We start from the raw sequence: 20,150 nt of genomic DNA, 5'->3' as shown, positions 1-20,150 counted from the left end.
GGACCGCGGGCTTCCCCCCATGCGGGGAACCCGGTTTGGCTCGCTTGCGTGATGTCTCGGAACCGGTCGCCTTCATAGCCTCGTGGACATGGAAGCAACCATCGAAGTACGCGGACTGCGCAAACGCTACGGCCCGCATACCGCCGTCGACGGGCTGTCGTTCACCGTCGAGCCCGGCCGGGTCACCGGCTTCGTCGGACCCAACGGCGCCGGCAAGTCCACCACGATGCGGATCATCCTCGGCCTGGACCGCCCGGACGAGGGCTCCGCACTGGTCGGCGGCCGGCAGTACCACACGCTGCGCACGCCGCTGCGCGAACTGGGCTCGCTGCTGGACGCCGCCGCGCTGCACCCGGCGCGTCCGGCCCGCGACCACCTGTTGTGGATGGCGCACTCCAACGGCCTGCCCGCGCGCCGGGTGGACGACGTTCTGGCGACCGTGGGCCTGACGTCGGCGGCGCGCCGGCCCGCGGGCGGCTTCTCGCTCGGCATGCGGCAGCGGTTGGGCATCGCGGGCGCGCTGCTCGGCGACCCGCCCATGTTGATGCTCGACGAACCGGTCAACGGCCTCGATCCGGAGGGCGTGATGTGGATTCGGGGCTTGCTGCGCTCGCTCGCCGCGGAGGGCCGCGCGGTGCTGGTGTCCAGCCACCTGATGAGCGAACTGGAGGACAGCGCCGACCACCTGGTGGTGATCGGTCGCGGCCGGCTGATCGCCGACACGAGCATCGGCGAGCTGCTCGCGGGTGCCTCCGGCGGGCGGATCCTGCTGCGCACCGCGCAGCGCCGCGAGGCGATGACCGTGCTGACCGGGGTCGGCGCGACCGTCGCGGCCACCGATCGCGACGCGCTGACCGTCACCGGCCTGTCGGCCGAGCGCATCATCGGGCTGCTCACCGAGCACGGCGTGCCGTTCTCCGGGATCGCCGAGCACCGGGCCTCGCTCGAAGAGGCATACATGGAACTCACCCGGGACGCGGTCGACTTCCGCGCCGCCGATGTCGAGGAGCGAGCATGAGCGGCCCCACGACCACGCCCTACCGCAGCGCGCTGACCGGCGGGCGGGACACCTTCGGTCGGCTGCTGCTCGCCGAGTGGACCAAGCTCAGGTCGGTCCGCAGATGGATGCTTACGCTGATCTCGGCGGCCGTGCTGACCATGCTGGTCGGCCTGCTGATCGCAAGCGGCTCCGGCGGCACCCGGGAGGTGACGGGCGGCGGCGCGGGCGGCAAGGTCAGGCTGGCCGACCATTACACCGACGGGGGACAGTTCGTCGAACGAGAGTTGGCCGGCGACGGCGAACTGGTCGCCCGGGTCAACACCCAGGAACGCAGCGCCGGTCGGGCCAAGGCGGGCCTGATGATCCGGGCGAGCGACGCACCCGGCGCGGCCTACGCGGCGGTGGTGGTCACCCCCGACCACGGGGTCCGGTTGCAGAGCGGGTACGACCGCGACCGGGCGGGCGGCGGAGGGCCCGTGCCGCGCTGGCTCAAACTGGTCCGGGCCGGACACACGATCACCGCGTACGAGTCCGCCGACGGCACCGGTTGGCGACGGGTCGGCCGGGTCGACCCGGGGCAACTTCCGCAGACCGCCCGGATCGGGTTGTTCGTCGGCTCCCCGGACGCGGTCGAGGTCGAGCGGCAGTTCGGCAACGAGGGCATCTCCGGGCAGACCACCACCGGCAAGGCCACCTTCGACCACGTGCGGCTGACCCCCGCACAGCCGCAACAGCCCACCGGGACCTGGCACAACCGGGTCGGCCCGGACGGTTCGACCGGCCCCTCCGGCCCGGCGGTCGAGCGCCCCGGTGCCGGCCCGCCCCCGGGCTTCACCGAGGTCGACGGCACCTTCACGGTGATCGGCACGGGCGACATCGGCCCCGACCCGTTCGGCGAGGACGGCACCCAGACGATCCTCGGTGGCGTACTGATCGGCCTGATCGCGGTGGTGGCACTCGGCGTCTTGTCGATCACCGCCGAATTCCACCGGGACACGATCCGCACCACGTTCGCGGCCGTACCCCGGCGCGGCCGGGTGCTCGCCGCCAAGGCGATCGTGATCGGCGCGGCCACCTTCGTCGCCGGACTGGTCGGCACCTTCGGCGCGTTCGCCATCACCGGCCCGGTGGAACGCGGCAAGGACCGCATACCGGCCGGCCTGTCCGACCCCAACGTGCTGCGCGCGCTGATCGGTACGGCCGCGCTGCTCGCGGTGGTCGCGGTGTTCGCGCTGGCGATCGGCGCGATCCTGCGCCGAGGCGCGCCCGCGATCGCCGTCGTGCTCGCGCTGCTGTTGATCCCGCGCATCGTCGGCTCCGGCCTGTCGGTGTCCACCGCGACCTGGCTGGAACGGCCCACCCCCGCAGCCGGATTCGCCATCCAACGCACCTTCGACCGCTACGACAGCACGGTCGGCCCGTGGACCGGGCTCGGCGTGATGTGCCTCTACGCCGCGGCCGCCCTGGTCGTCGCCGGATGGCGGCTGCGCCGGCGGGACACATGAGAAACGCCGCCCACGCCGAATGGACCAAGCTGCGCACCGTGCGCTCGACCGGATGGCTGCTGCTCGGCCTGATCGCGGCCACCGTGCTGGTGAGCGCACTGGCCACGTCGGCCATGCACACCTCGCACTGCCCGACCCCGGCCGGCTGCTTCGAGGACATCACCAAGGACAGCCTGATCGGCGTGCGGGTCGGCCAGATCGCCGTCGTCCTGCTCGCGGTGTCGGTGATCGGCAACGAATACGGCACCGGGATGATGCACACCTCGCTGACCGCCCACCCCCGCCGCCTCACACTGCTCGCCGGCAAGGCGCTGCCGCTGGCGACGCTGGTCGCCACCGCAAGCACGCTCGCCGTACTCGCGTCGCTGTGGGCGGGGCGCACCATCCTGGCCGGCAACGGCTTCACCCCCGAACACGGCTACCCCACACCGCCCCCCATCGACGGCCCCACCCTGCGCGCGGCCGCCGGCACCATCCTCTACCTGACCCTGATCGCCCTGCTCTCCTTCGGCATCGCCCTGCTGATCCGCGACACGGCCGGCGCCCTCACCGTCGTACTGACCCTCCTCTATATCCTCCCGCTCCTGGTCACCGCGATTACCGACCCCGACTGGCACCGCCGCCTCGAAAAACTGACCCCCATGACCGCCGGCCTGGCCATCCAAACCACCCGCAACCTCGACCGACTCCCCATCGCCCCCTGGCCCGGCCTCGCCGTACTCGCCGGCTACACGGCAACAGCCCTGCTCCTCGGTACCCTGACCTTCACCCGCCGCGACGCGTGAGCGGGCGAGGATCGGCGATTCGTCAGGCCGTAACGGACGAGTCCTGGCCGATGAACTCGTACAGACCAGGGGCCGTTCCGTCGGGAGTTCCGATCAGGGCCGCGCGATCGAGAAAGCTGTTGTTGGTCTCGCAGCTGGTTTCCGGCAAAAGCACACACGCATGGCAGGCGGCGAGATTGAGGCTGTCCGTGCCGCTCGCCTCCGACTCCATGCACAAGGGATCCGCGGAACACCAGGACACACGTCGCAGTGCGGAAACGATCGACCGGGCGAGCTTGGCCGGTTCGCCTTGGCCGATGATGCCTCCCAGGCTGCCCGCCGAGTCACTGGTCGCCGTGTAGATCAGGACACCGGCCATTTCCGGTGACACGTACAGCCGTTCGCGAAGCGCGGCCGCAGGATACCCGGCGTCGAGACTCCATTCGTTGATCAGGACATGTGCGAGCGTGTGCAGCAGGATGAAGCGCGCGGTGATTTGGGATTCCGCGACGGGATCGCGGCTGCGGTCCCGGAGTTGAAGGCTGTGGTTGGCGCGAATGAGCCGGGACCGGTGTCGCGTTCCGGGCAGGTTCTCCCACGCCGAGACACGGGCCTGGTCGAGTCGGAGGAATACCCCCTCACCGATCACTTCGATGGCCGGCAACCATGCCATCGGCTTCAGGCTCAGAGCTCCGCGCCGCGCGGCGGTGTCGGTGGGCATCGGCATCTCGACTCGGGTGAACCCCTCGAGCACCCGAACCTCGCGGAGCCGCTTGACCAGCATGACCTGCTCGATGGCGGGGACCGGGGCAGCGGTTTCGTCGGCCTTCGGGGGCACGCACACGAAGCGAATGTGGTTCGGGTCCTCCGGCGTGGTTCGGATCAACTTCGCGTACTCCTCCTGGCGAAGCCGGGAGGAGGCTTCGTGGCCGGTCGACGCATCCATCTCGACCGTGCCGTCCAACCTGCTCAGGTCCTCACGCTCGCGGACGGCGAGGATCAGATCTCGAATCGTGTACGTGTCGTCCTTGAGACGATCGAGAAGCCCGAGTTTGAGCGCGTACTTTTCGATCTCTGCGTCCGACTCGTCGCGGAACATCGGGAAGTGTCGGTCGAGCAGACGCTGGAGGGGGCCATCCCACGGCGGAATGGACAGCGCGGAACGCATTCTCGGGAACCAGGCAGCCGACGAGCCACGCTGGAGTGTCCTGGGAACGCGGTTGCACTGCTCCACGGGAGCCGCCGCCCCCAGCCAGGGCCGCCGCCCCGCGCACCGGATTCCGATCTTGCCGAGGGCCATGCCACTGAACGCTCCCTCCATGGAGGCCTGTTTTCCGCACGTGCATCGGATGACAACTCCGCGAAGCGAAGCCGTGCGCCGGTCGGTGTGCAGGCTGAGCCGGTGTCCGGTGGCCGTGGACGGTTCCGATCGGCTGTGCACCCACATCCAGTAGGGGAAGTCGTCGAGGTGCCCGTCACCGCATGCCACGACGAATCGCGACGGGGTGAGATCGACGAGGCATTCGGGGCAGCGGCTTCTATTCGGAGGTGAGGCGAACTTGCCCCACTGCTGCAGTTTGTGACAACCGCGACAGGAGTAGATCGCGGGAAATCGGCGGACGCGTACCCCGTCCCCACTTGGCGGCGAAGCGGCCGGCGGCAGGCGGAAGTCCGCCACGCCCAGCCGAGCCGACAAGCGCGGTTCGCTGACCACCGACGCGTCGTCGTCGACTTTCCACGAGTCCAATCCACTGACAATGAAGGATTGCTCGCCGATCGCGATCATCGCGCCCACCCCGTACGTGGTGATCTGCTGGGCTCGCCGCACAGCGCCGATCGGCTTGCGCGCGGGGGGACGGGGGACCGTGACAGACGCCGACTTTCCGGATCGAAGGGCCATGTCAGTTCTCCAGGTAGAGGTCGGATTCCGCGTCCACATCCCGGAGACTCCAAGGTGTTGCGGCGTACGCGTCACCCAGGTCCTCGTCCTCGTGTGCACGCAGCAGGGCGGTGTCCTCGGCTCGGGTCTCGCTTCGCTTCCAGCGATAGGGCGCCTCGTAGACGACCTCGGTATTCTGCTCGGCCAAAGCCCGCCAGTGTTCGATGATGTCGTCCAAGTGGGCGGCGGTAGCCTGGTGTTCCTCGGGGGCAATGGCGTGCACCCGAGTGAGCACCAGCGCTCGCAGATCCACCAGCTTCTCGTGGAAGCGCTCCACCCGGGCCGCGCCAGAGTTGGGCCGGGCCTCGCGGATCATCAAGCGGGCCAGGCCGATGAACATGGCGTGCAGTGCGCGGTCGCGAGCACGGGTCGAAAAGGGCGTCACACTGGTGGACTCGACCTGGCGGTACAGGGCCGAATGGTATGAGGCGAAGCTCTCGTAGTGTGAGCGGTCGCGCGAACGAGCTCCGTTGAGCAGGGTCACGACGAGACCCGGATATCTGCGACCGACCCTGCTGGTGGCCTGGATGTACTCCGCCGTGGTTTGCGGCTGGCCCATGACCACCATGAGGCCCAGTCGGTCGACGTCCACTCCGACGGAGATCATGTTGGTGGCGAGCACGGTGTCCAAGGGGGACGCCGGCAAGGCGGTTTCCAGCTCCTGGAGGTACCGCGGGATGTCGCTCGAAGGGATTCGACTCGTCAGTTCGGCGTGCCGATCCACTACGCAGGAAGCGGAACCGGAGCGTTCGACCAGTTGCCGCAGCCGGGCCTGCACATCGTCCGCGACCTGCAACTCGGCGGCGGCGAGGAGCCGAAGGCTGTTGAAGTAGCCGATCAAGGTCCAGTAGGGATCGCGGACGGCATCGACCGCAGCGAATGTCCGCGTGCTGTGCAGCAATGAAGCGTACGTGCGGACCAGCAGGGCTGCCTGGCTGACGCTCGGCGTCAGCACCCCGACATAGCGTCGGCCCGCCTTCGAGTCCGGTGGCGTTTCGACGGAGAACCAGGTGTCCCGGGTATCCAGACCGGGCGGAGGAAATTGCCGGACCTCGCGATCGAACAAGGCCCTGCCCTGCTCCCGCGCGCGACGGATCGTCGCGGTGGAGGCGATTACCTTCGGTCGGTCCGCGGCGATGTCGACGGCCGTTTCGTACAGGCCGGCCAACGTGCCCAACGGCCCCGAAATCAAGTGGAGTTCGTCTTGGATTACCAACTCGGGCGGGGGGATCGAATCGGCCCGATCGCGGTTGAAGAGTGCGGCCACATCCGCGCGCCAGGCCAGTTGGGCGAATTTGTCGGCCGTGGCGATCACCAGGGTCGGTCGCGCGTCGTACAGGGCCTCGTCGACCAGGTGCACCGGAATCCCCTGGGCGAAGTCGCAAGTCTTCGTACGGCAAAGGACATACATTCGCTTGAGCGCCGATTCGACGCGATAGTCGTTGTCGTCGAGCGGGGTTCCGCACCACGGGCATCGGCGCAGTTGTACGGGATTCATCTTGTCCAGGACTCGGCGTTCGCGCAGCTCCTGCAGCTTGCCTGCGGCATCCTTGAGCGAGTTCGGCGTGGCGTCCTTTCCGACCCACATGCCGAGTGACATCTCCTCCGTGCCGTATCGCTGCGGGTTTTGGCGACGGACCCATTCCATGGCACACAACAGGGCCGCTGCACGCTCGAACTGTTGCAGTGTCAGTAGGCGGAGGGTGTACCGCATGAGCACCGTGACCCCGCCACCGCGTGGCCCCAGTCGCATTCTGCGCAGGAATGTGGTGAAGGCGACCAGTCCCAGATATGCCTCGGTTTTTCCGCCCCCGGTCGGGAACCACAGCAGGTCCGCGAGTTCGCGGTCGGGATGCGCGGGGTCGGCGATGCCTTCGATACACAACAGGAGGAAGCCGATCTGGAACGGCCGCCAGGTGCCGGTCGGCTCGGGTTCGCCAACGCCTCCCGCGCGCACCCACGATGTGCGCCCGCGTTGGATCGCCATGACTCGATTGGCGAGCCGGAACGCCTCCAGTGCTTCGGGGTCGTGCTCCAGCAGTCTGATGCCCGCGAGCATGCGTTCTCGCGCGGCCCGGCAGAGTTGCACGTGTTCGGTGCCGGCCACCCGGAGTCGGGCGTCCGGCAGGTAACCGGACTCCGCGGCGCGATCCTCGATCCAGCCCGCGTAGCCGGCGACGAGGGCGTGCAGCGACGCGAACACCTCGTGGTCGGCCGCATGCGAGAGGTGATCCATACCCAGGTGGCGATCGTCGATCTCCGGATTCGAGTCGGTCGGCAGTACTTCGTACGAGGGGACGAACTCCGTCCAGACCGCGGGCACGGCAGCGCGATCTCCGACCGTGTCCGCCGACGTGCGCGGGCGCGGAGGAATCAAGGCCCAGGCCGCGGCGCATCCGTGGCCGGCGGCGAACGCCGGGGCATGTCGGTGCAGGAGTCTCGAAGCATCGGCTTCGACATCGCTGTCACCGGTGAATGGGCGCTCCACGAAGATCGGCTTGCCGTCGGGTGCTTCGACTCGAATCACCGGTTGAAAGACGCAATACGCGTCCTGGAGGTCGTACTCGCCGACCAGCGCCGTGTTCACCAGTGTCGCGGTGATCGCCACCACACCGTGCGGGTCCGGTTGGCGTACGCGCAGCCGCAGTTCGAGGTCCGTGGTCAGTACGACGGGCGCCGGGAGTCCCTGCCGAAGGTCTACCGTCACCGATTCCGGCAACAGCGCCTCGCGTCGCCAAAGGAGATCCTGCTCATCCGTGGTGCGACGTTCGGGGCGTTCGGCCTCGACGGGGTTCCCGGAGCGATCCGTCGGCCGATATCGGGCCCCCCGGACGGTGACGGTCAGGAGCCGGCCACGCGTCGTGTCGACCGCGAACGTGAGCCCCATCGAGGACGGCCGGCGCACGTTCGCCAAGGCGATGCCGAGATCGGGTACGTCCTCGGGTCCGGGTCCGTCGGGGTCGAGATCGATGCTCAGGATTTCCTCGTGGGCTCGTGCCCGCGAAGTACTGCGTGGGAAGAGGATGCCGGTGATGTAGGACGTGATCGGAGTGTCTGACAGAACCTCGTTCGTGCCACCGGTCGGGCCCAGGACGTCCGCGCGAAGCTCGTCCACGAGTTGGTCGCGGAACATGCGGTGCTCGGTGTGCGGTTCGGTTCGCTCAGTCATCGGTCGCGTCTCCGCTCGAACGGGTATCGGAGCCGAAGCGGCCCAAGCCGATCAGTCGTGGTGCCAGCCAGTTGCCGTGCCCGCCGATACCGGCGATCGCCGCGGAAGCCGCACTTCCGACGACGGTTTCCACGGTGTCGATCCGCAACCGCGACACGCTTCGCGGCCAACGAGCCGCGGCCGCGTCGCGCCGATCGTGGACATGGGTGTGGAGGTCACGACGAAAGCATTCCGAGGTCGCGCCGATGGCTCGGCCCGCGTGTGAGATCACGTAGTGCGGGGCGAGCATCGAGCCGTCCGGAGCACCCTCTCGGTGGCCGGATTCCACCCGTGTGAGGATCACCGCGTCTCCCGTGTGCACCTCTGTCCGCAGATACTCCTGCAACGCGACGGGATCCGCCTCGAATCCATACGTCCCGGCGGGATCGGTCGTGTGCACGTCGCCCGAACGAACCTCCAGTCCCCATCGATGGTGGCGGGCCGGCCCGCCACGCGCCCACCGACCGGTCGCCGTGTCCTTGCGCACGAAGCGCATCTCGGGTGGAGCGAGTCTGTACAGGGATTCTCGGGCGCGAGTCATCGCCACGAACAGAACACGGGCCTCCTCGGCGGCATTGACGAATCCCGCATCGGGCAGGTCGCCGGGGTCGACGACCAGGACCCGATCGAACTCCGAACCCTTGGCGCGATGCGTGGTGGACACCGACAACAACGTTGCCGCGCGGTCGCTGAGTTCGTCGCCGATGGATCCCTTGGCCACGGCCGCGTGCAACCCGGAAAGGTCAAGGGTGTTCGGGGAGCCTCGCCCTACGGCATTGCGGAGCGAGCGCCAGGTCCGGTCCGGATCCAGGTCCGGCGCGAGCCGTCCCAGGGCTTCCAGGAACACCACGCGAGACATGACGGGGTCGGCACTGCGAAGCATCGTGTCGACCCAGCCGGGCACCACATGGTCACTTGCGGCCCGACGCACACTGTGATCGATTCGACCACGGTGCAGTTCCTCGGCGATGAGCAGAGCCTGCCCGTTGTCGCGACACAGGATCGCCGTCGTCTCGTGGCCCGCCGACAACGCGTCGCGGACGAACGGAACGGCAAGATCTCCGAAGTCCTCCAGCTCCAGCAGTTCGGTGCGCAGCGCTCGGTGCAGGTCGCGTTTCGCCGTGTCGCTTCCCTCGACGGCCAACACCGAGGCGTGACGTAGCACCTTGCGCGTTTCGGCGGTGCGGGCTCGGAAGTTCGTTTCGAGGGTGAGTTCCACCAACTCGTCGGCGAAGAAGGTACGCAGCCAGGTCACGAAGTCCCCGGCCCCGAATCGACGTCCGGTGGAGTCGGCGGTTTGGAAGCCGTAGATCGCCTGCGCGGGATCACCGACGAGTGTGAAGCCCGCATCGAAACGCTCGAGCAGCGCTCGGACCATGAGCTGACGAATACCCACCAGGTCCTGTACCTCGTCGATGAGGACGTGGGCGAGGTCGGCGTGCACGTGGTCCGTCTTCCCGCTCGTGATCGCCGTCGTGACCTCGTTGATCCGATGGTCGAAGGACAGCCGGTGCCAATCGACGGTCGCCTCGACGGCACCGAGAACTTCCAGGGCCCACGCGTCGAAGGTCAGCACCCTGATCCCGCGGGCACCCTCGGTGTCCCGGGCCAGCCGGGTGCGCAGCTCGCGGACGGCGGCTCGCGAGAAGGTCAGCACGAGAATGTTGCCCGCGTCCAGGTCTTCCCGCTCGACCAGAAACTCCAGCCTGCGGGTCAGGGTATGGGTCTTTCCGGTGCCCGCACCGGCGGTGACGAACAACGGCGTTCGTGCCGGCTGCTCGATGATTTGCCTCTGCTCGACCGTGGGCGCCGGGGTTTCGGGTGAAAGCCGAGGCGTCATCACTTGTTCCACAGGTACTCGAACTGGGTGTAGGCGAGGTCGCGGCCGAAATTCTCGATATTGTCGCGGACGTTGAGAATCAGACAGCTTTCCTTGCCGCCGTTGACCGGGCCGCGGAGTCCACGACCGATCATTTGAATGTAGGTGTTCGGGCTGTACGTGGGGCGGGCAACCACCACCGCGCGCACGGCAGGTGCATCGAACCCCTGTGTGAACACGTTGTAGTTGGTGAGTACTCGGATCCGTCCCGCCCGAAAGTCGTCCACCCGGCGGGTGCGCAGGCCACTGCGGGTGGTGCCGTCGACCTGAGCGGAGGTTACGCCTCGCTCGTTCAGCAGGGCGGTGAGGATCTTCGAGTGTTCGACGGAGGTCGCGAAAACGAGGACGGGCCAGCTCGGGTCGAGCTGTTCGATCTCCGCCAGGATGCGCTTGGTGCGTTGGGTGTTCTCGGCGAGATCCTTGGTGACCGCATCGGGCAGCGACATGCTGTTGTTGTTGTCCGTCTCGGCACGCTGTTCGGCGGTGAGTGTGACGGTATGCCCCTCGAGTTCGCGTTGCTCGACCTGCGAGAGCACCCCGATGCGCTGCAGATGCGGGTACGGATTGTTCTCGTCCTCGCCGATGAAGACTCCGTGGTCGAGGCGTTGTTGCCCGAAGCGCAGGGCGAGCCGCCGGGTCTCCTCCACGTTGTTGCCGCGGAAGGGGGTTGCGGTGAGCCCTACCAGCGGACGTGCCGTCCGGTGCTGGGTGATGCCGAGCTGGTCCAGGATGTGGGTATAGCTGCGCGGGATCGCGAAGTGTGCCTCGTCCACGATCACGACCGAGGCCTCGCGTAGCCACGCGTAGCCGTCGGTTGCGATGTGCCGGTGGACCGACTCGTCCACCGCAACGACCAACTGTGGCCCCGAGGAGACCGGTTGGGCCCGATGGCCGGTCCACATGCGGCTGATCCGCAGCGGGACCTGCGGACCGAGTTGGGACCAGACGGACTTCCATGTCTCGATCGCCTGTTCGCACAGCTCGGCGCTCTGCGCGATCCACAGGACCGGGCCGTTCAGGTGCCCGTCCCCGAGCGCGCGGATCGTGGCCTCGGCGGCCACCCGGGTCTTGCCGGCCCCGGTCGGAAGCCGAAGCATCGCCCGCCCGGGATTGCTCTCCAGCAGCAGCCGGTACATGTTCGCGGCGATCAGTTCCTGGTAGCTGTGCAGCCGGGGAAAATCGCGCGGTCCCGGGACGTCCTCGAACGACACGGGCGTCGTCATGTCGGCGCTGCCTGCCCAACTCGCGGGAAAGCCGTACTCGCGGACGAATTTGAGCGCGGTGCTCCCGCCCACCCATTGCATGGGCGCCGGGAATCCGTGCTCGCGAAGCGCGGGGGCAAGTGCCCGCAGGACGTCGTCGCCGTGCGCGGCGATGACGAGCCGAGCCACTCGGACATCGTCGGGAACGACATGATTGATCGCCCGGTCGGCGGTCGCCAGCCCCTCGGGAAGGTGCTCCCGGAGCTCTTCCACGCCGACTGCGAGCAGGAGTTTGCAGGCCGGGTCCGGCTCACGGCGCACGGTGACGAAGCGCTGGTCGTGTCGGTGCTTCTCCTGGAGGTCCAGCAGCGCTTGGCAGCGACCTCGGTCCAGGTCCAGACCCAGGGCTCGGCAGACGGCCATCAGCACGGAGAGATCGTCGTCGGCGGTCCGCACGAGTACGAGGCCGTGATCGATCGCCTCGTCGAGTTCCTGCTCGCGGCGGCCGTTCGGAGTGAGAACGACCTGGGTCAGCGACGAGCACTGGGTCAACCGCAGATCCGTTCGTCCGGACAACCAGGGGCGCAGCCGCGGGAACAGGTCGATCAGCGGTACGGTTTCGCCCTCGGCCGTGTACTCCAACTGCTTGCTGATCAACCCTTGGGGATCCTTCATTCCCCAGGCGCCGTCGATCATCCGGCGGGCGTCCGCCTCCGCGGGGACGAGCAGGGCGGGCAGACCTTCGCGATTGAGGGCGCGGAAGACCTCGGGGTCGGCGGTGACGGCGATTTCGTCGTCTGCACGGGTGGTCCATTCCGCTCCCACCCGACATCGGGTTGCACTGTCTTCGGGCCAGGGCACGTCGGGGACCGACACCAGTAGGGCGTAGGCCCGTCCCACGAAACGGTCGTCGGTACCGACGGCGATCCGCTCGAACAGTTCCGACCACAACAGGTCGGGCACCGACGTCAAGTCCGAGGGAATCCGCAGTGTTTCGGCGACGTACTCGTCGATTTCCGCCACCGGCAGCAGATCGCGGTAGGCACCGAGAGACGGTGCCACGCACTGGGTGACCTTGCGCAGGCCCAGTGACGTGGGTACGGCGCCCTGGCGCTGGACATACCAGGTCAGTGGCGAGGGGATGGACGCGCTACGCATGGTGCGCCGGTTCACGCTCATCGTCCAGTCGGCGACCACGCCGAGTGGCGGAAGCGCCCTGACGAACGCTGCCCGCCCCGCGACGGACAGTTGCTTCAGTACGTGCAGGGGCCCGGCCGGGTAAGCGCCCTCGAAGGCGAAGGCAGAGAGCGAGGGCCGGCTTTCGGCAGCCTTCAACTGCCTGCAGTAGACGGTTCGGTAGTACTCCCGGTATTCCTCGAACCAGGGATCATGACGTGGGTCGCACGAGGGCGCCGGCCGGTCCGACATCCCCAGTGCACGAAGCACGGCCCCATCCGGCTGGTGGAAGCCGGGGTCGACCAGGACCTGCGCGTCCCGGGATCCGTCCGCGGGGATCACCGATCCGGCGAGCAGGCAATCGCGCATCGGCCGGAAGGTTCGATCCGCGGTGCGGACGTGGATCTGCCGTCCCGGGGTGGCCATCTTCCGTTTGATCTCGTCGGCCGCCGGAGCACCGACTCGGCGCACCAGGTCCCAGAATTCCGTCCATTCCCGGTCGCCGTATCGAACGAACCCCCGATCGAGCACCGCGCGGAACCGGCCGTTGGCGTCGGCTTCGGGAATACCCAGGATGTCCAGGGCGCGGGCGGCTTCCGGATCCGAGACGACCAGGGGATGTACGTACGTCAGGTTGTCCCGCAGGCTCGTTGCGGTCGTGCTGCGGCGAAAGACCTCACCGGTGCGTGGCGCGATGAAGCGATCGTCCTGGGTGAGCAGGATGTTTGCGGTGGCGGCAAGGTCGGCGTGCGTCGAGTTCTGTGCACGCATGTCGGCGACGATTCTGAGCGCGAGTGCGGATCCCGCCGCGGATCGATCGGCGACCAGCGCCTCGAGCCATTGCCGGACCGACGCCGTGGGGATCCCCGAGCGGTCCATGATGTCCCTTACGCGCGAACGCCGTTCGCGACTTTCCACGCTGTGATGGACCCACGCGCGTGGGCGACCCGAGTGTTTCGACCACAAGGCGAGCCACTGCGGTTTCAAGTCCTCGGGATGCAGATGTAGGACGGTCGGAAGCGACAACCGGCCGGTCTGGTCGGGCAGCGACGGCCGCTTCGACGCAGCGTCGAGGATCGTGTCGCCGAGCAACTTGTCGGCCCATTGCGCGGCTTCTCGTCCACGGGCGGTCAGCAGCGGGAGATACGATCCGGGGTCGTTGTCGTCCAGCAGTTTCGGCAGGAACTCGACGATCATCGTTGCGGTGGCGGTGATCAGTTCGGTGTTGAAGTCGCTCTGGAGGAGGTTCTGCCGGTCCTCGTTCGTCTTCCACGCGGCATTGACCACACCGGTCAACGTGGTGTCGTAGTTCGTCGGGAAGAAGGCCCAGAACCGGCCGCGTTCCCCACGCGCTCGTACGCCCTTCTCCGGAACCGCCCACGACAGCCTGATGACCGGCCGGTTGTGCAACTCGCCCGCGGTCTCGCGTGCCTCGGCGGTGGGTTCGTGATCGATGGCGAACACGCGCCAGCGTTCGTTGCGGACTTCTCGTCCGTCACCCTCTTCTCGAATGGTGTGCAGATCGCCCTCCGAGTGATGCGTGAGGACACGTCGCGCCGTCCGGCCGGGGCAACGATCCTCGATCACGACGCTTGCCACGTGATCGGAGAACAACGGGAAGTGGGACGGGAAGTTCTCCAGGTCCCGCGCCAGTCTCTGCGCCGCATTCGGCTTCAGAGGCAGGACCACGACCGTGGATGCCCACGTCATCAACTCGTCGAGGACGAGGTCGGTGGTGCGCTCGGTGATCAGATCCAACGGTTTGGCCATGCGTAACACCGGAGTTTCGCCGGCTGTCGGCACGACCGACCGGATGAGCGTGGCGGACCACTCCCGATCGAATCCGAAGCTGCCCGATGTACTGAAGAACCGCGGGGTGTCGGAGACGCTGAGGACGGACTTGACGCCGACACCGAAGCGGCCGATTTGTCCACCCCGCTTACGCGAGACGCTCATTCGCAAAATCGTCTCGGCGCCGTCGGCGGTGATCGGCGAGCCGGAATTCGCGCAGTAGAGGTGCGTCTCGGTGAGGACCACGTGAATTCGTCCGTCGTCCGAGCCGCCGATCTCGTCGGCACCGTTCTGCACGAGTTCGAAGACTTGCCGCTCGCCGTAGCCGCCCTGGGTGATCCGGCGTTCGCCGTTGGCGTGCTCCTCCACGTGCCCGGGATCGGCGTGATAGACGCGGAGCGTGCTTTCGGAAAGAGCGATCACACGTTGGGCGACATCGGCGGCAGGTGGGGGAAGGGCATCCACGGCTGAGACTCCTTGGACCGGGCTCTGATGAGGGACAGGCGTGTGCGAAGGCGGATGCGCTCCCCGCGTACACGGCGGTCCGCCGGCCTCCGGGCAGCGAGAACCGCGTTCATCCGGATGTCGCTTGCACATGCCGCAAGCGGCCGGAATCGGATCGCCAACCAGCCGTACGACCCGTTCACGCTAGCGCGCCGGCCGTGATCTGTCCGAGTCTCGAAGCTCGCCGTAGCGAGATGGTGATGAGGGGTTTCCGGTGAAGCCGACACAAATGTGGTGTCATCGCTTCGCGAACGGTCGGCGTGTGATCGGACCGCAGGTCACTCGTCGGATCGACACCACTTCTCGTCGCGGGTCGCAGGGTCGAGGACATCTGCGCGGGACACCGCGATGTGCCTCGCCGGCTCCGGGTCCAACTCGGGTGCCACGTGCGATGGTTGCGGCCCCTCAGCCGTGGGCGGCTGCGGTGACGGCGGCTTGGGCGGCGGTTTCGAGTTGGGTTATGCCGGCGGGCATGGAGGGTTGGTTGTCGGAGAGGATGGCGATCAGGAGGGGGTGGCCGGTGTGGGTGATGTGGGCGATGCTGTTGATCACCCACAGGCCGGTGGCGTCGCGGGGGAGCCAGCCGTTTTTGAGGGCCGGGGTGGTACCCGGATCGGCGGCGGTGGATACGCCCCAGGTCTGGTCGGCTTGCACCGAGGTCATCAGGTCGGCCAGGTAGGCGCGGGACGCGGCGTCGAGGGGGGAGTCGGCGGCGGTGATCGCGTCGAGCAGGCGGACCTGGTCGCCGGCGGTGGTACGGGTCAAACCCCAGGAGAGGCCGGTGGGTTCGGTGTCGGTCAGGCCCAGGGTGGTGTTGGCGGTGCGGAGGCCGGCGGCGCCGCCGATGGCGGACCACAGGGTGTCGGCGGCGTCGTTGTCGCTGGTTTCGATCATGGCCGCCGCGGTGGAGCGTTCGGTGTCGGTCAGGGTGCGGTTCGCCTGTTGGGCCTGGAGGAGGAGGGTGGCCAGGATGTCGACCTTGACGATGCTCGCGGTGACGTACGGGCGGTCGGCGTTGTAGGTGACGAGGGTGTCGGCGGTCGGGTCGAGGACGGCCACCGACAGGTTGCCGGTGATCTCGGGCAGGGCGGCGGCGAGGGCGGTTTCGGTCGGGGTGGGGCCGGGGGTGTGCGACGGTGGCAAGGTGGGCTCCGGGCTTTCGGGCGGGGCGGCCGTCGTGGTCGCCGCGGCGCCGAACGGGGTCGGGTCGGCGCGGTTGCCGGAGACGACCAGCCACAGCAGCGTGGCACAGACGAGCACGATCGCGGCCGGTGCGAGGAGCGATGGGCCGCGGCGTGGAGCGCGGTGGGTGCCTTCCCGAGCGGGGCTCATGGTCGGCACGGTGCTGTGCGGGTGTGTGTGGTGGGTGAGACGAGTCTTAAGAGTGGGTGAGAGTCGGGGGAGTGCCCGGGAGCGCCGGGGAGCTTCGAGGGGAGCGCCGCGGCGAGTGGTGGCGGGTGGACGTTGTGGCGGTGCGGGACTGGGAGACTCGGCGGATGTTGCGCTTTCGGTTCGTGTTGCGGCCCGTGTCGGCGGTGCGGCCCTGGGGTGCGGACCCGCCTCGACTGGGCTGGTTCATCCTGACGGACGGTTGGTATCGGATCGAGGTGGGCGGCCATGAGCTGCTGCGCTACGCGGACGTCGCGCCGGACTCGGAGCCGCCGTGGGTCGACTACCACGTGGTCCGGTTGTGGGAGGACGTGCTCGACCTGATGCCGCAGGCCCTGGAACCGGTGCCGGCGGATCTGCTCGATTTCGTCGCGGGCGAGCTGCCGGCGGCGACGTGGCCGGCCGCGCCGGAGATCGAGGCGGCGAGGGCCTGGCACGCGGGCCACTCGTTGACCATGGGCCACCTGCGGGCTGCTCCGGACATCCGGTTTTGGCGCACGGTCTCGGGCGGCGCCGACACGATGACCGTCGCGTGGTCGCATCCCGTCGATCCGGACGACGACGACCCGATCGTGTTCACCGCGCCGCCGACCGGCCGGGTCGTGCTCCCGACCGATGCCTTCGTGGCCGCGGTCACCGCGTTCGATCGCGAGTTGTTCGCCGCGATGGAGGAACGGGTCGCCGGCCTGGAAGCGGCCGGCCCACCCGCCGGGGTCGACCTCGATCTGCGCGGGCTGCGCCACGAACAGCGCGACCGTGCGGGCTGGTTGGCCGAGGCGACGACCCGCGACGCCGACACCGATTGGCCCGCCGTACGAGCGGGCGCAGGCACGCTGCTCGGGCCGGCGGGCGAGTCGGCGCGGGATCGGGAGGGGTCAGCTCGGGGGTTGGTCCAGTAGGGCGATGGAGGCTTCGCGCATTTCGATCTTGCGGATCTTGCCGGTCACCGTCATCGGGAAGGCGTCGACGAGGTGGACGTAGCGCGGGATCTTGTAGTGGGCGAGGCGGCCCGTGCAGAACTCGCGGAGTTCGGCCGCGGTGAGTTCGGGGGCGCCGGGGCGGAGTTTGACCCAGGCCATCAGTTCCTCGCCGTAGCGTTCGTCGGGCACGCCGACGACCTGGACGTCCTCGATGTCCGGGTGGCCGTACAGGAATTCCTCGATCTCGCGCGGATAGACGTTCTCGCCGCCGCGGATCACCATGTCCTTGATCCGGCCGACGATCGAGACGTAGCCGTCCGCGTCCATCGTGGCCAGGTCGCCGGTGTGCATCCAGCCGTCCGGGTCGATCACCTCGGCGGTGCGCTCGGGGTCTCGCCAGTAGCCGAGCATCACCGAGTAGCCCCGGGTGCAGAACTCGCCGGGGGTGCCCTCGGGCACGGTCGCGCCGGTGGTCGGGTCGACCACCTTGATCTCCAGGTGCGGGTGTACGCGGCCGACCGTACCGACGCGGCGTTCCAACGAGTCGTCGCGGCGGGTCTGGGTGGACACCGGGGAGGTTTCGGTCATGCCGTAACAGATGGTCACCTCGGTCATGCCCATCCGCTCGATCACCCGCTTCATCACCTCGACCGGGCACGGTGAGCCCGCCATCACGCCGGTGCGCAGCGAGGAGAGGTCGTAGGTGCCGGAGTCGAAGTCGGGCAGCGCGAGTTCGGCGATGAACATGGTCGGGACGCCGTACAGGACCGTGCAGCGTTCCTTGTGCACGGCGCGCAGGGTGGCGGCCGGGTCGAACAGCGGGGCCGGGACGACCATGCACGCGCCGTGGCTGGTCGCGCCGAGGTTGCCCATCACCATGCCGAAGCAGTGGTAGAAGGGCACCGGCAGGCACACCCGGTCGGCGGCCGTCCAGCCCTGGATCTCGGCCACCTGGAAGCCGTTGCCCAGGATGTTGCGGTGCGAGAGCGTGGCGCCCTTGGGGAAGCCGGTGGTGCCCGAGGTGTACTGGATGTTGATCGGGTCCTCCGGCCGCAGCGTGGCCTCGCGGGCGCGCAGCCGCTCGACCGAGACCGCGGCGCCCTCGGCGACCAGCGCGGGCCAGTCCGGGGTGTCGATGTGCACGACGCGTTCCAGGTCGGGGCAGGCGGGGCGGACCTCGGTGACCATCGCCGGGTAGTCGCTGGTCTTCACGCGCGACGCGGCGATCAGCAGCCTGGTGCCGGACTGGGCCAGCGCGTACTCGATCTCGTGCACCCGGTAGGCCGGGTTGAGGTTGACCAGGATCGCGCCGACCCGGGCGGAGGCGTACTGCACGAGGGTCCACTCGGCGCAGTTGGGTGACCAGATGCCGACCCGGTCGCCCGCCTCGATGCCGGTGGCGATCAGGGCGCGGGCGAGGTCGTCGACGGCGGCGTCGAACTCGGCGTACGTCCAGCGTCGGCCACTCGCGCACTCGACGAGGGCGTCGTTGTCGGGGTGGGTGGCGGCGATCCGGGCCAGGTTGGCGCCGATGGTCTCGTGCGGGAGCGGCGGCGTGCGCTCACCCTGGCGGGTGGCGGGCCCGGCCGGCGCGGGGGCGTCCTGGGGCTGCGGGGGCGGGGGCGCGGAAGCGGTCATCGCGGGTCACCTGGCCTGGTCGGGGTGTGGTGGGAGCGAGCGGTGCGGGTCGGCGTTGCCGCGACGGTAGGCGGGGTGGGCGGGGACGGCGAGCGTTGTACCCCCGAATGGGGGTGATGCGAGGCGGGACTCGGCAGTACGTTTCCCTTGCGGCCGGGGCGTGCCGTTCGTGCCGGGTGGACGCGAGCCGACCCCGGGCCGAGGACACGGAGGAGCCATGAGCCAGGGCGCGGGATCGGTCGGCGATCCGGTGGGTCGTGCCGTCGAGCGGTTTCGGGCGCGGACCGGGGTGGACGTCGCGTTCGCGGGTCCGTGTCCCGACGTGGGCGATCGGCTGGTGATCTCGTATCTGAGCGGGACCTCGACGCGCGTGTTGGCGGGGCTGACGGTGGTCGCCGGGACCGGGGTGGGCGGCAAGGCGATCACCACGCGGCGGCCGATCCGGGTGGTCGACTATGTCGCGGCGTCGGCGATCAGCCACGAGTACGACCGGGCGGTCACCACCGAGGGGGTGCGGGCGGTGTTCGCGGTGCCGGTGCTCGCGGGGCGCGAGGTGGCGGCGGTGTTGTACGGGGCGCTGCGTCGGCCGTGCGACTTCGGCGACGGGATCCTGACGACGGCCTGCGACGCGGCGCGTGACGCCGGGCACGAGATCGCGGTCGCGCGCGAGGTCGAGCAACGCATGGCGCAGGCGGCGGAGCTGCCGGGGTGGGCGGCGTCGGAGATCCGGTTGGCGTATGCCGAGCTGTTGGCGCTGGCCGGGGCCGCGACGGATCCCGGGCTGGGGGAGCGGTTGCGGGAGGTGTGTGGCCGGTTGGCGCGCACCGCGGGCGCCTCCGGCGGGGATACGGGTGGCCTCGGCGGGCCCGGGAGCGCGGCGGCCGGAGTGCGGCTGACACCCCGGGAGACGGACGTGCTGGCGCTGGTCGCGGTGGGTCGGAGCAACGCGGAGGTGGGGCAGACGTTGGGGGTGGGGGCGGAGACGGTGAAGAGCTACCTGCGCTCGGCGATGCGGAAACTGGACGTGCACAACCGGGTCGAGGCGGTCGTCGCGGCGCGCGCGGGCGGCTATCTGCCGTAACCGGCGGGTCGGCCGAGGACGGGAAGCCCTCCCGGACGGGCGGGACCTCCGTGCGGTGGGCGAGCGCGCCCCGACCCGCGGCCGGGCTTGTCCTCGAACGCGGGACGGGTGGGATCGGTGGGGTCGTGGACGTCGGCCGTCGTGCGGCTTCCGG

11 protein-coding genes are annotated in these 20,150 nt (G+C 68.9%); 5 read left to right on the top strand and 6 right to left on the bottom strand.

Translation table 11 applies throughout. From position 1 onward, the window contains the following. The first annotated feature begins 88 nt into the window (after positions 1 to 88). Genes ACFXMF_RS18555 through ACFXMF_RS18545 form a run of 3 tightly spaced genes read left to right on the top strand, consistent with a single transcriptional unit; the run spans position 89 to position 3,290 of the window. Complete coding sequence (locus ACFXMF_RS18555) at positions 89 to 1,018, top strand: ABC transporter ATP-binding protein (RefSeq protein WP_379989667.1); 930 nt, start codon at positions 89 to 91, stop codon at positions 1,016 to 1,018. Next, positions 1,015 to 2,505 carry an ABC transporter permease subunit gene (locus tag ACFXMF_RS18550; RefSeq protein ID WP_379989666.1) on the top strand — a complete coding sequence of 497 codons (1,491 nt, stop codon included), beginning with the start codon at positions 1,015 to 1,017 and terminating at the stop codon, positions 2,503 to 2,505. Before ACFXMF_RS18555 ends, ACFXMF_RS18550 begins: the two co-directional genes overlap by 4 nt. Then, on the top strand, positions 2,502 to 3,290 hold the full coding sequence (locus tag ACFXMF_RS18545) for an ABC transporter permease (RefSeq protein WP_379989665.1): 789 nt from the start codon (positions 2,502 to 2,504) through the stop codon (positions 3,288 to 3,290). The genes ACFXMF_RS18550 and ACFXMF_RS18545 overlap by 4 nt, the downstream gene beginning before the upstream one ends. A gap of 22 nt (positions 3,291 to 3,312) precedes the next feature. Here the strand turns inward: ACFXMF_RS18545 and drmB are convergent, their stop codons facing one another. From drmB to ACFXMF_RS18520, 5 genes are all read right to left on the bottom strand, one after another. After that, positions 3,313 to 5,055 (bottom strand): DrmB family protein, encoded by a 1,743-nt coding sequence (drmB, locus tag ACFXMF_RS18540; protein WP_379989664.1) that lies wholly within the window; start codon positions 5,053 to 5,055, stop codon positions 3,313 to 3,315. Between the two features lie 115 nt (positions 5,056 to 5,170). Then, positions 5,171 to 8,377 carry a helicase-related protein gene (locus ACFXMF_RS18535; RefSeq protein WP_379989663.1) on the bottom strand — a complete coding sequence of 1,069 codons (3,207 nt, stop codon included), beginning with the start codon at positions 8,375 to 8,377 and terminating at the stop codon, positions 5,171 to 5,173. Then, on the bottom strand, positions 8,370 to 10,256 hold the full coding sequence (locus tag ACFXMF_RS18530) for a UvrD-helicase domain-containing protein (RefSeq protein WP_379989662.1): 1,887 nt from the start codon (positions 10,254 to 10,256) through the stop codon (positions 8,370 to 8,372). Before ACFXMF_RS18530 ends, ACFXMF_RS18535 begins: the two co-directional genes overlap by 8 nt. Next, complete coding sequence (locus ACFXMF_RS18525) at positions 10,256 to 14,929, bottom strand: DEAD/DEAH box helicase (protein WP_379989661.1); 4,674 nt, start codon at positions 14,927 to 14,929, stop codon at positions 10,256 to 10,258. Before ACFXMF_RS18525 ends, ACFXMF_RS18530 begins: the two co-directional genes overlap by 1 nt. Positions 14,930 to 15,373: 444 nt before the next feature. After that, positions 15,374 to 16,300 carry a serine hydrolase gene (locus tag ACFXMF_RS18520; RefSeq protein ID WP_379989660.1) on the bottom strand — a complete coding sequence of 309 codons (927 nt, stop codon included), beginning with the start codon at positions 16,298 to 16,300 and terminating at the stop codon, positions 15,374 to 15,376. A gap of 125 nt (positions 16,301 to 16,425) precedes the next feature. Between ACFXMF_RS18520 and ACFXMF_RS18515 the strand changes: the two genes are divergently transcribed. Next, positions 16,426 to 17,256 carry a DUF5984 family protein gene (locus ACFXMF_RS18515; protein ID WP_379989659.1) on the top strand — a complete coding sequence of 277 codons (831 nt, stop codon included), beginning with the start codon at positions 16,426 to 16,428 and terminating at the stop codon, positions 17,254 to 17,256. Here ACFXMF_RS18515 and ACFXMF_RS18510 read toward each other — a convergent pair. Continuing rightward, a complete protein-coding gene (locus ACFXMF_RS18510) occupies positions 17,233 to 18,915 on the bottom strand; it encodes an AMP-binding protein (protein WP_379989658.1) in 1,683 nt (560 codons plus the stop codon). The two genes, ACFXMF_RS18515 and ACFXMF_RS18510, sit on opposite strands and share 24 nt — an antisense overlap. Before the next feature lie 217 nt (positions 18,916 to 19,132). Between ACFXMF_RS18510 and ACFXMF_RS18505 the strand changes: the two genes are divergently transcribed. Next, on the top strand, positions 19,133 to 19,996 hold the full coding sequence (locus tag ACFXMF_RS18505; RefSeq protein ID WP_360305527.1) for a LuxR C-terminal-related transcriptional regulator: 864 nt from the start codon (positions 19,133 to 19,135) through the stop codon (positions 19,994 to 19,996). Positions 19,997 to 20,150: the final 154 nt, after the last annotated feature.

Origin of the sequence: Embleya sp. NPDC059213 (assembly GCF_042754445.1) — a bacterium.
Classification (GTDB): Bacteria; Actinomycetota; Actinomycetes; order Streptomycetales; family Streptomycetaceae; genus Embleya.
This window is presented reverse-complemented; position numbering and strand designations above follow the sequence as displayed.

Excerpts from the sequence above, each read along its gene's own strand:
- ACFXMF_RS18510 (WP_379989658.1), bottom strand. The coding sequence starts at position 18,915 with ATGACCGCTTCCGCGCCCCCGCCCCCGCAGCCCCAGGACGCCCCCGCG.
- ACFXMF_RS18545 (WP_379989665.1), top strand. The coding sequence starts at position 2,502 with ATGAGAAACGCCGCCCACGCCGAATGGACCAAGCTGCGCACCGTGCGC.
- drmB (WP_379989664.1), bottom strand. The coding sequence starts at position 5,055 with ATGATCGCGATCGGCGAGCAATCCTTCATTGTCAGTGGATTGGACTCG.
- ACFXMF_RS18555 (WP_379989667.1), top strand. The coding sequence starts at position 89 with ATGGAAGCAACCATCGAAGTACGCGGACTGCGCAAACGCTACGGCCCG.
- ACFXMF_RS18550 (WP_379989666.1), top strand. The coding sequence starts at position 1,015 with ATGAGCGGCCCCACGACCACGCCCTACCGCAGCGCGCTGACCGGCGGG.
- ACFXMF_RS18530 (WP_379989662.1), bottom strand. The coding sequence starts at position 10,256 with ATGACGCCTCGGCTTTCACCCGAAACCCCGGCGCCCACGGTCGAGCAG.
- ACFXMF_RS18505 (WP_360305527.1), top strand. The coding sequence starts at position 19,133 with ATGAGCCAGGGCGCGGGATCGGTCGGCGATCCGGTGGGTCGTGCCGTC.
- ACFXMF_RS18520 (WP_379989660.1), bottom strand. The coding sequence starts at position 16,300 with ATGAGCCCCGCTCGGGAAGGCACCCACCGCGCTCCACGCCGCGGCCCA.
- ACFXMF_RS18535 (WP_379989663.1), bottom strand. The coding sequence starts at position 8,377 with ATGACTGAGCGAACCGAACCGCACACCGAGCACCGCATGTTCCGCGAC.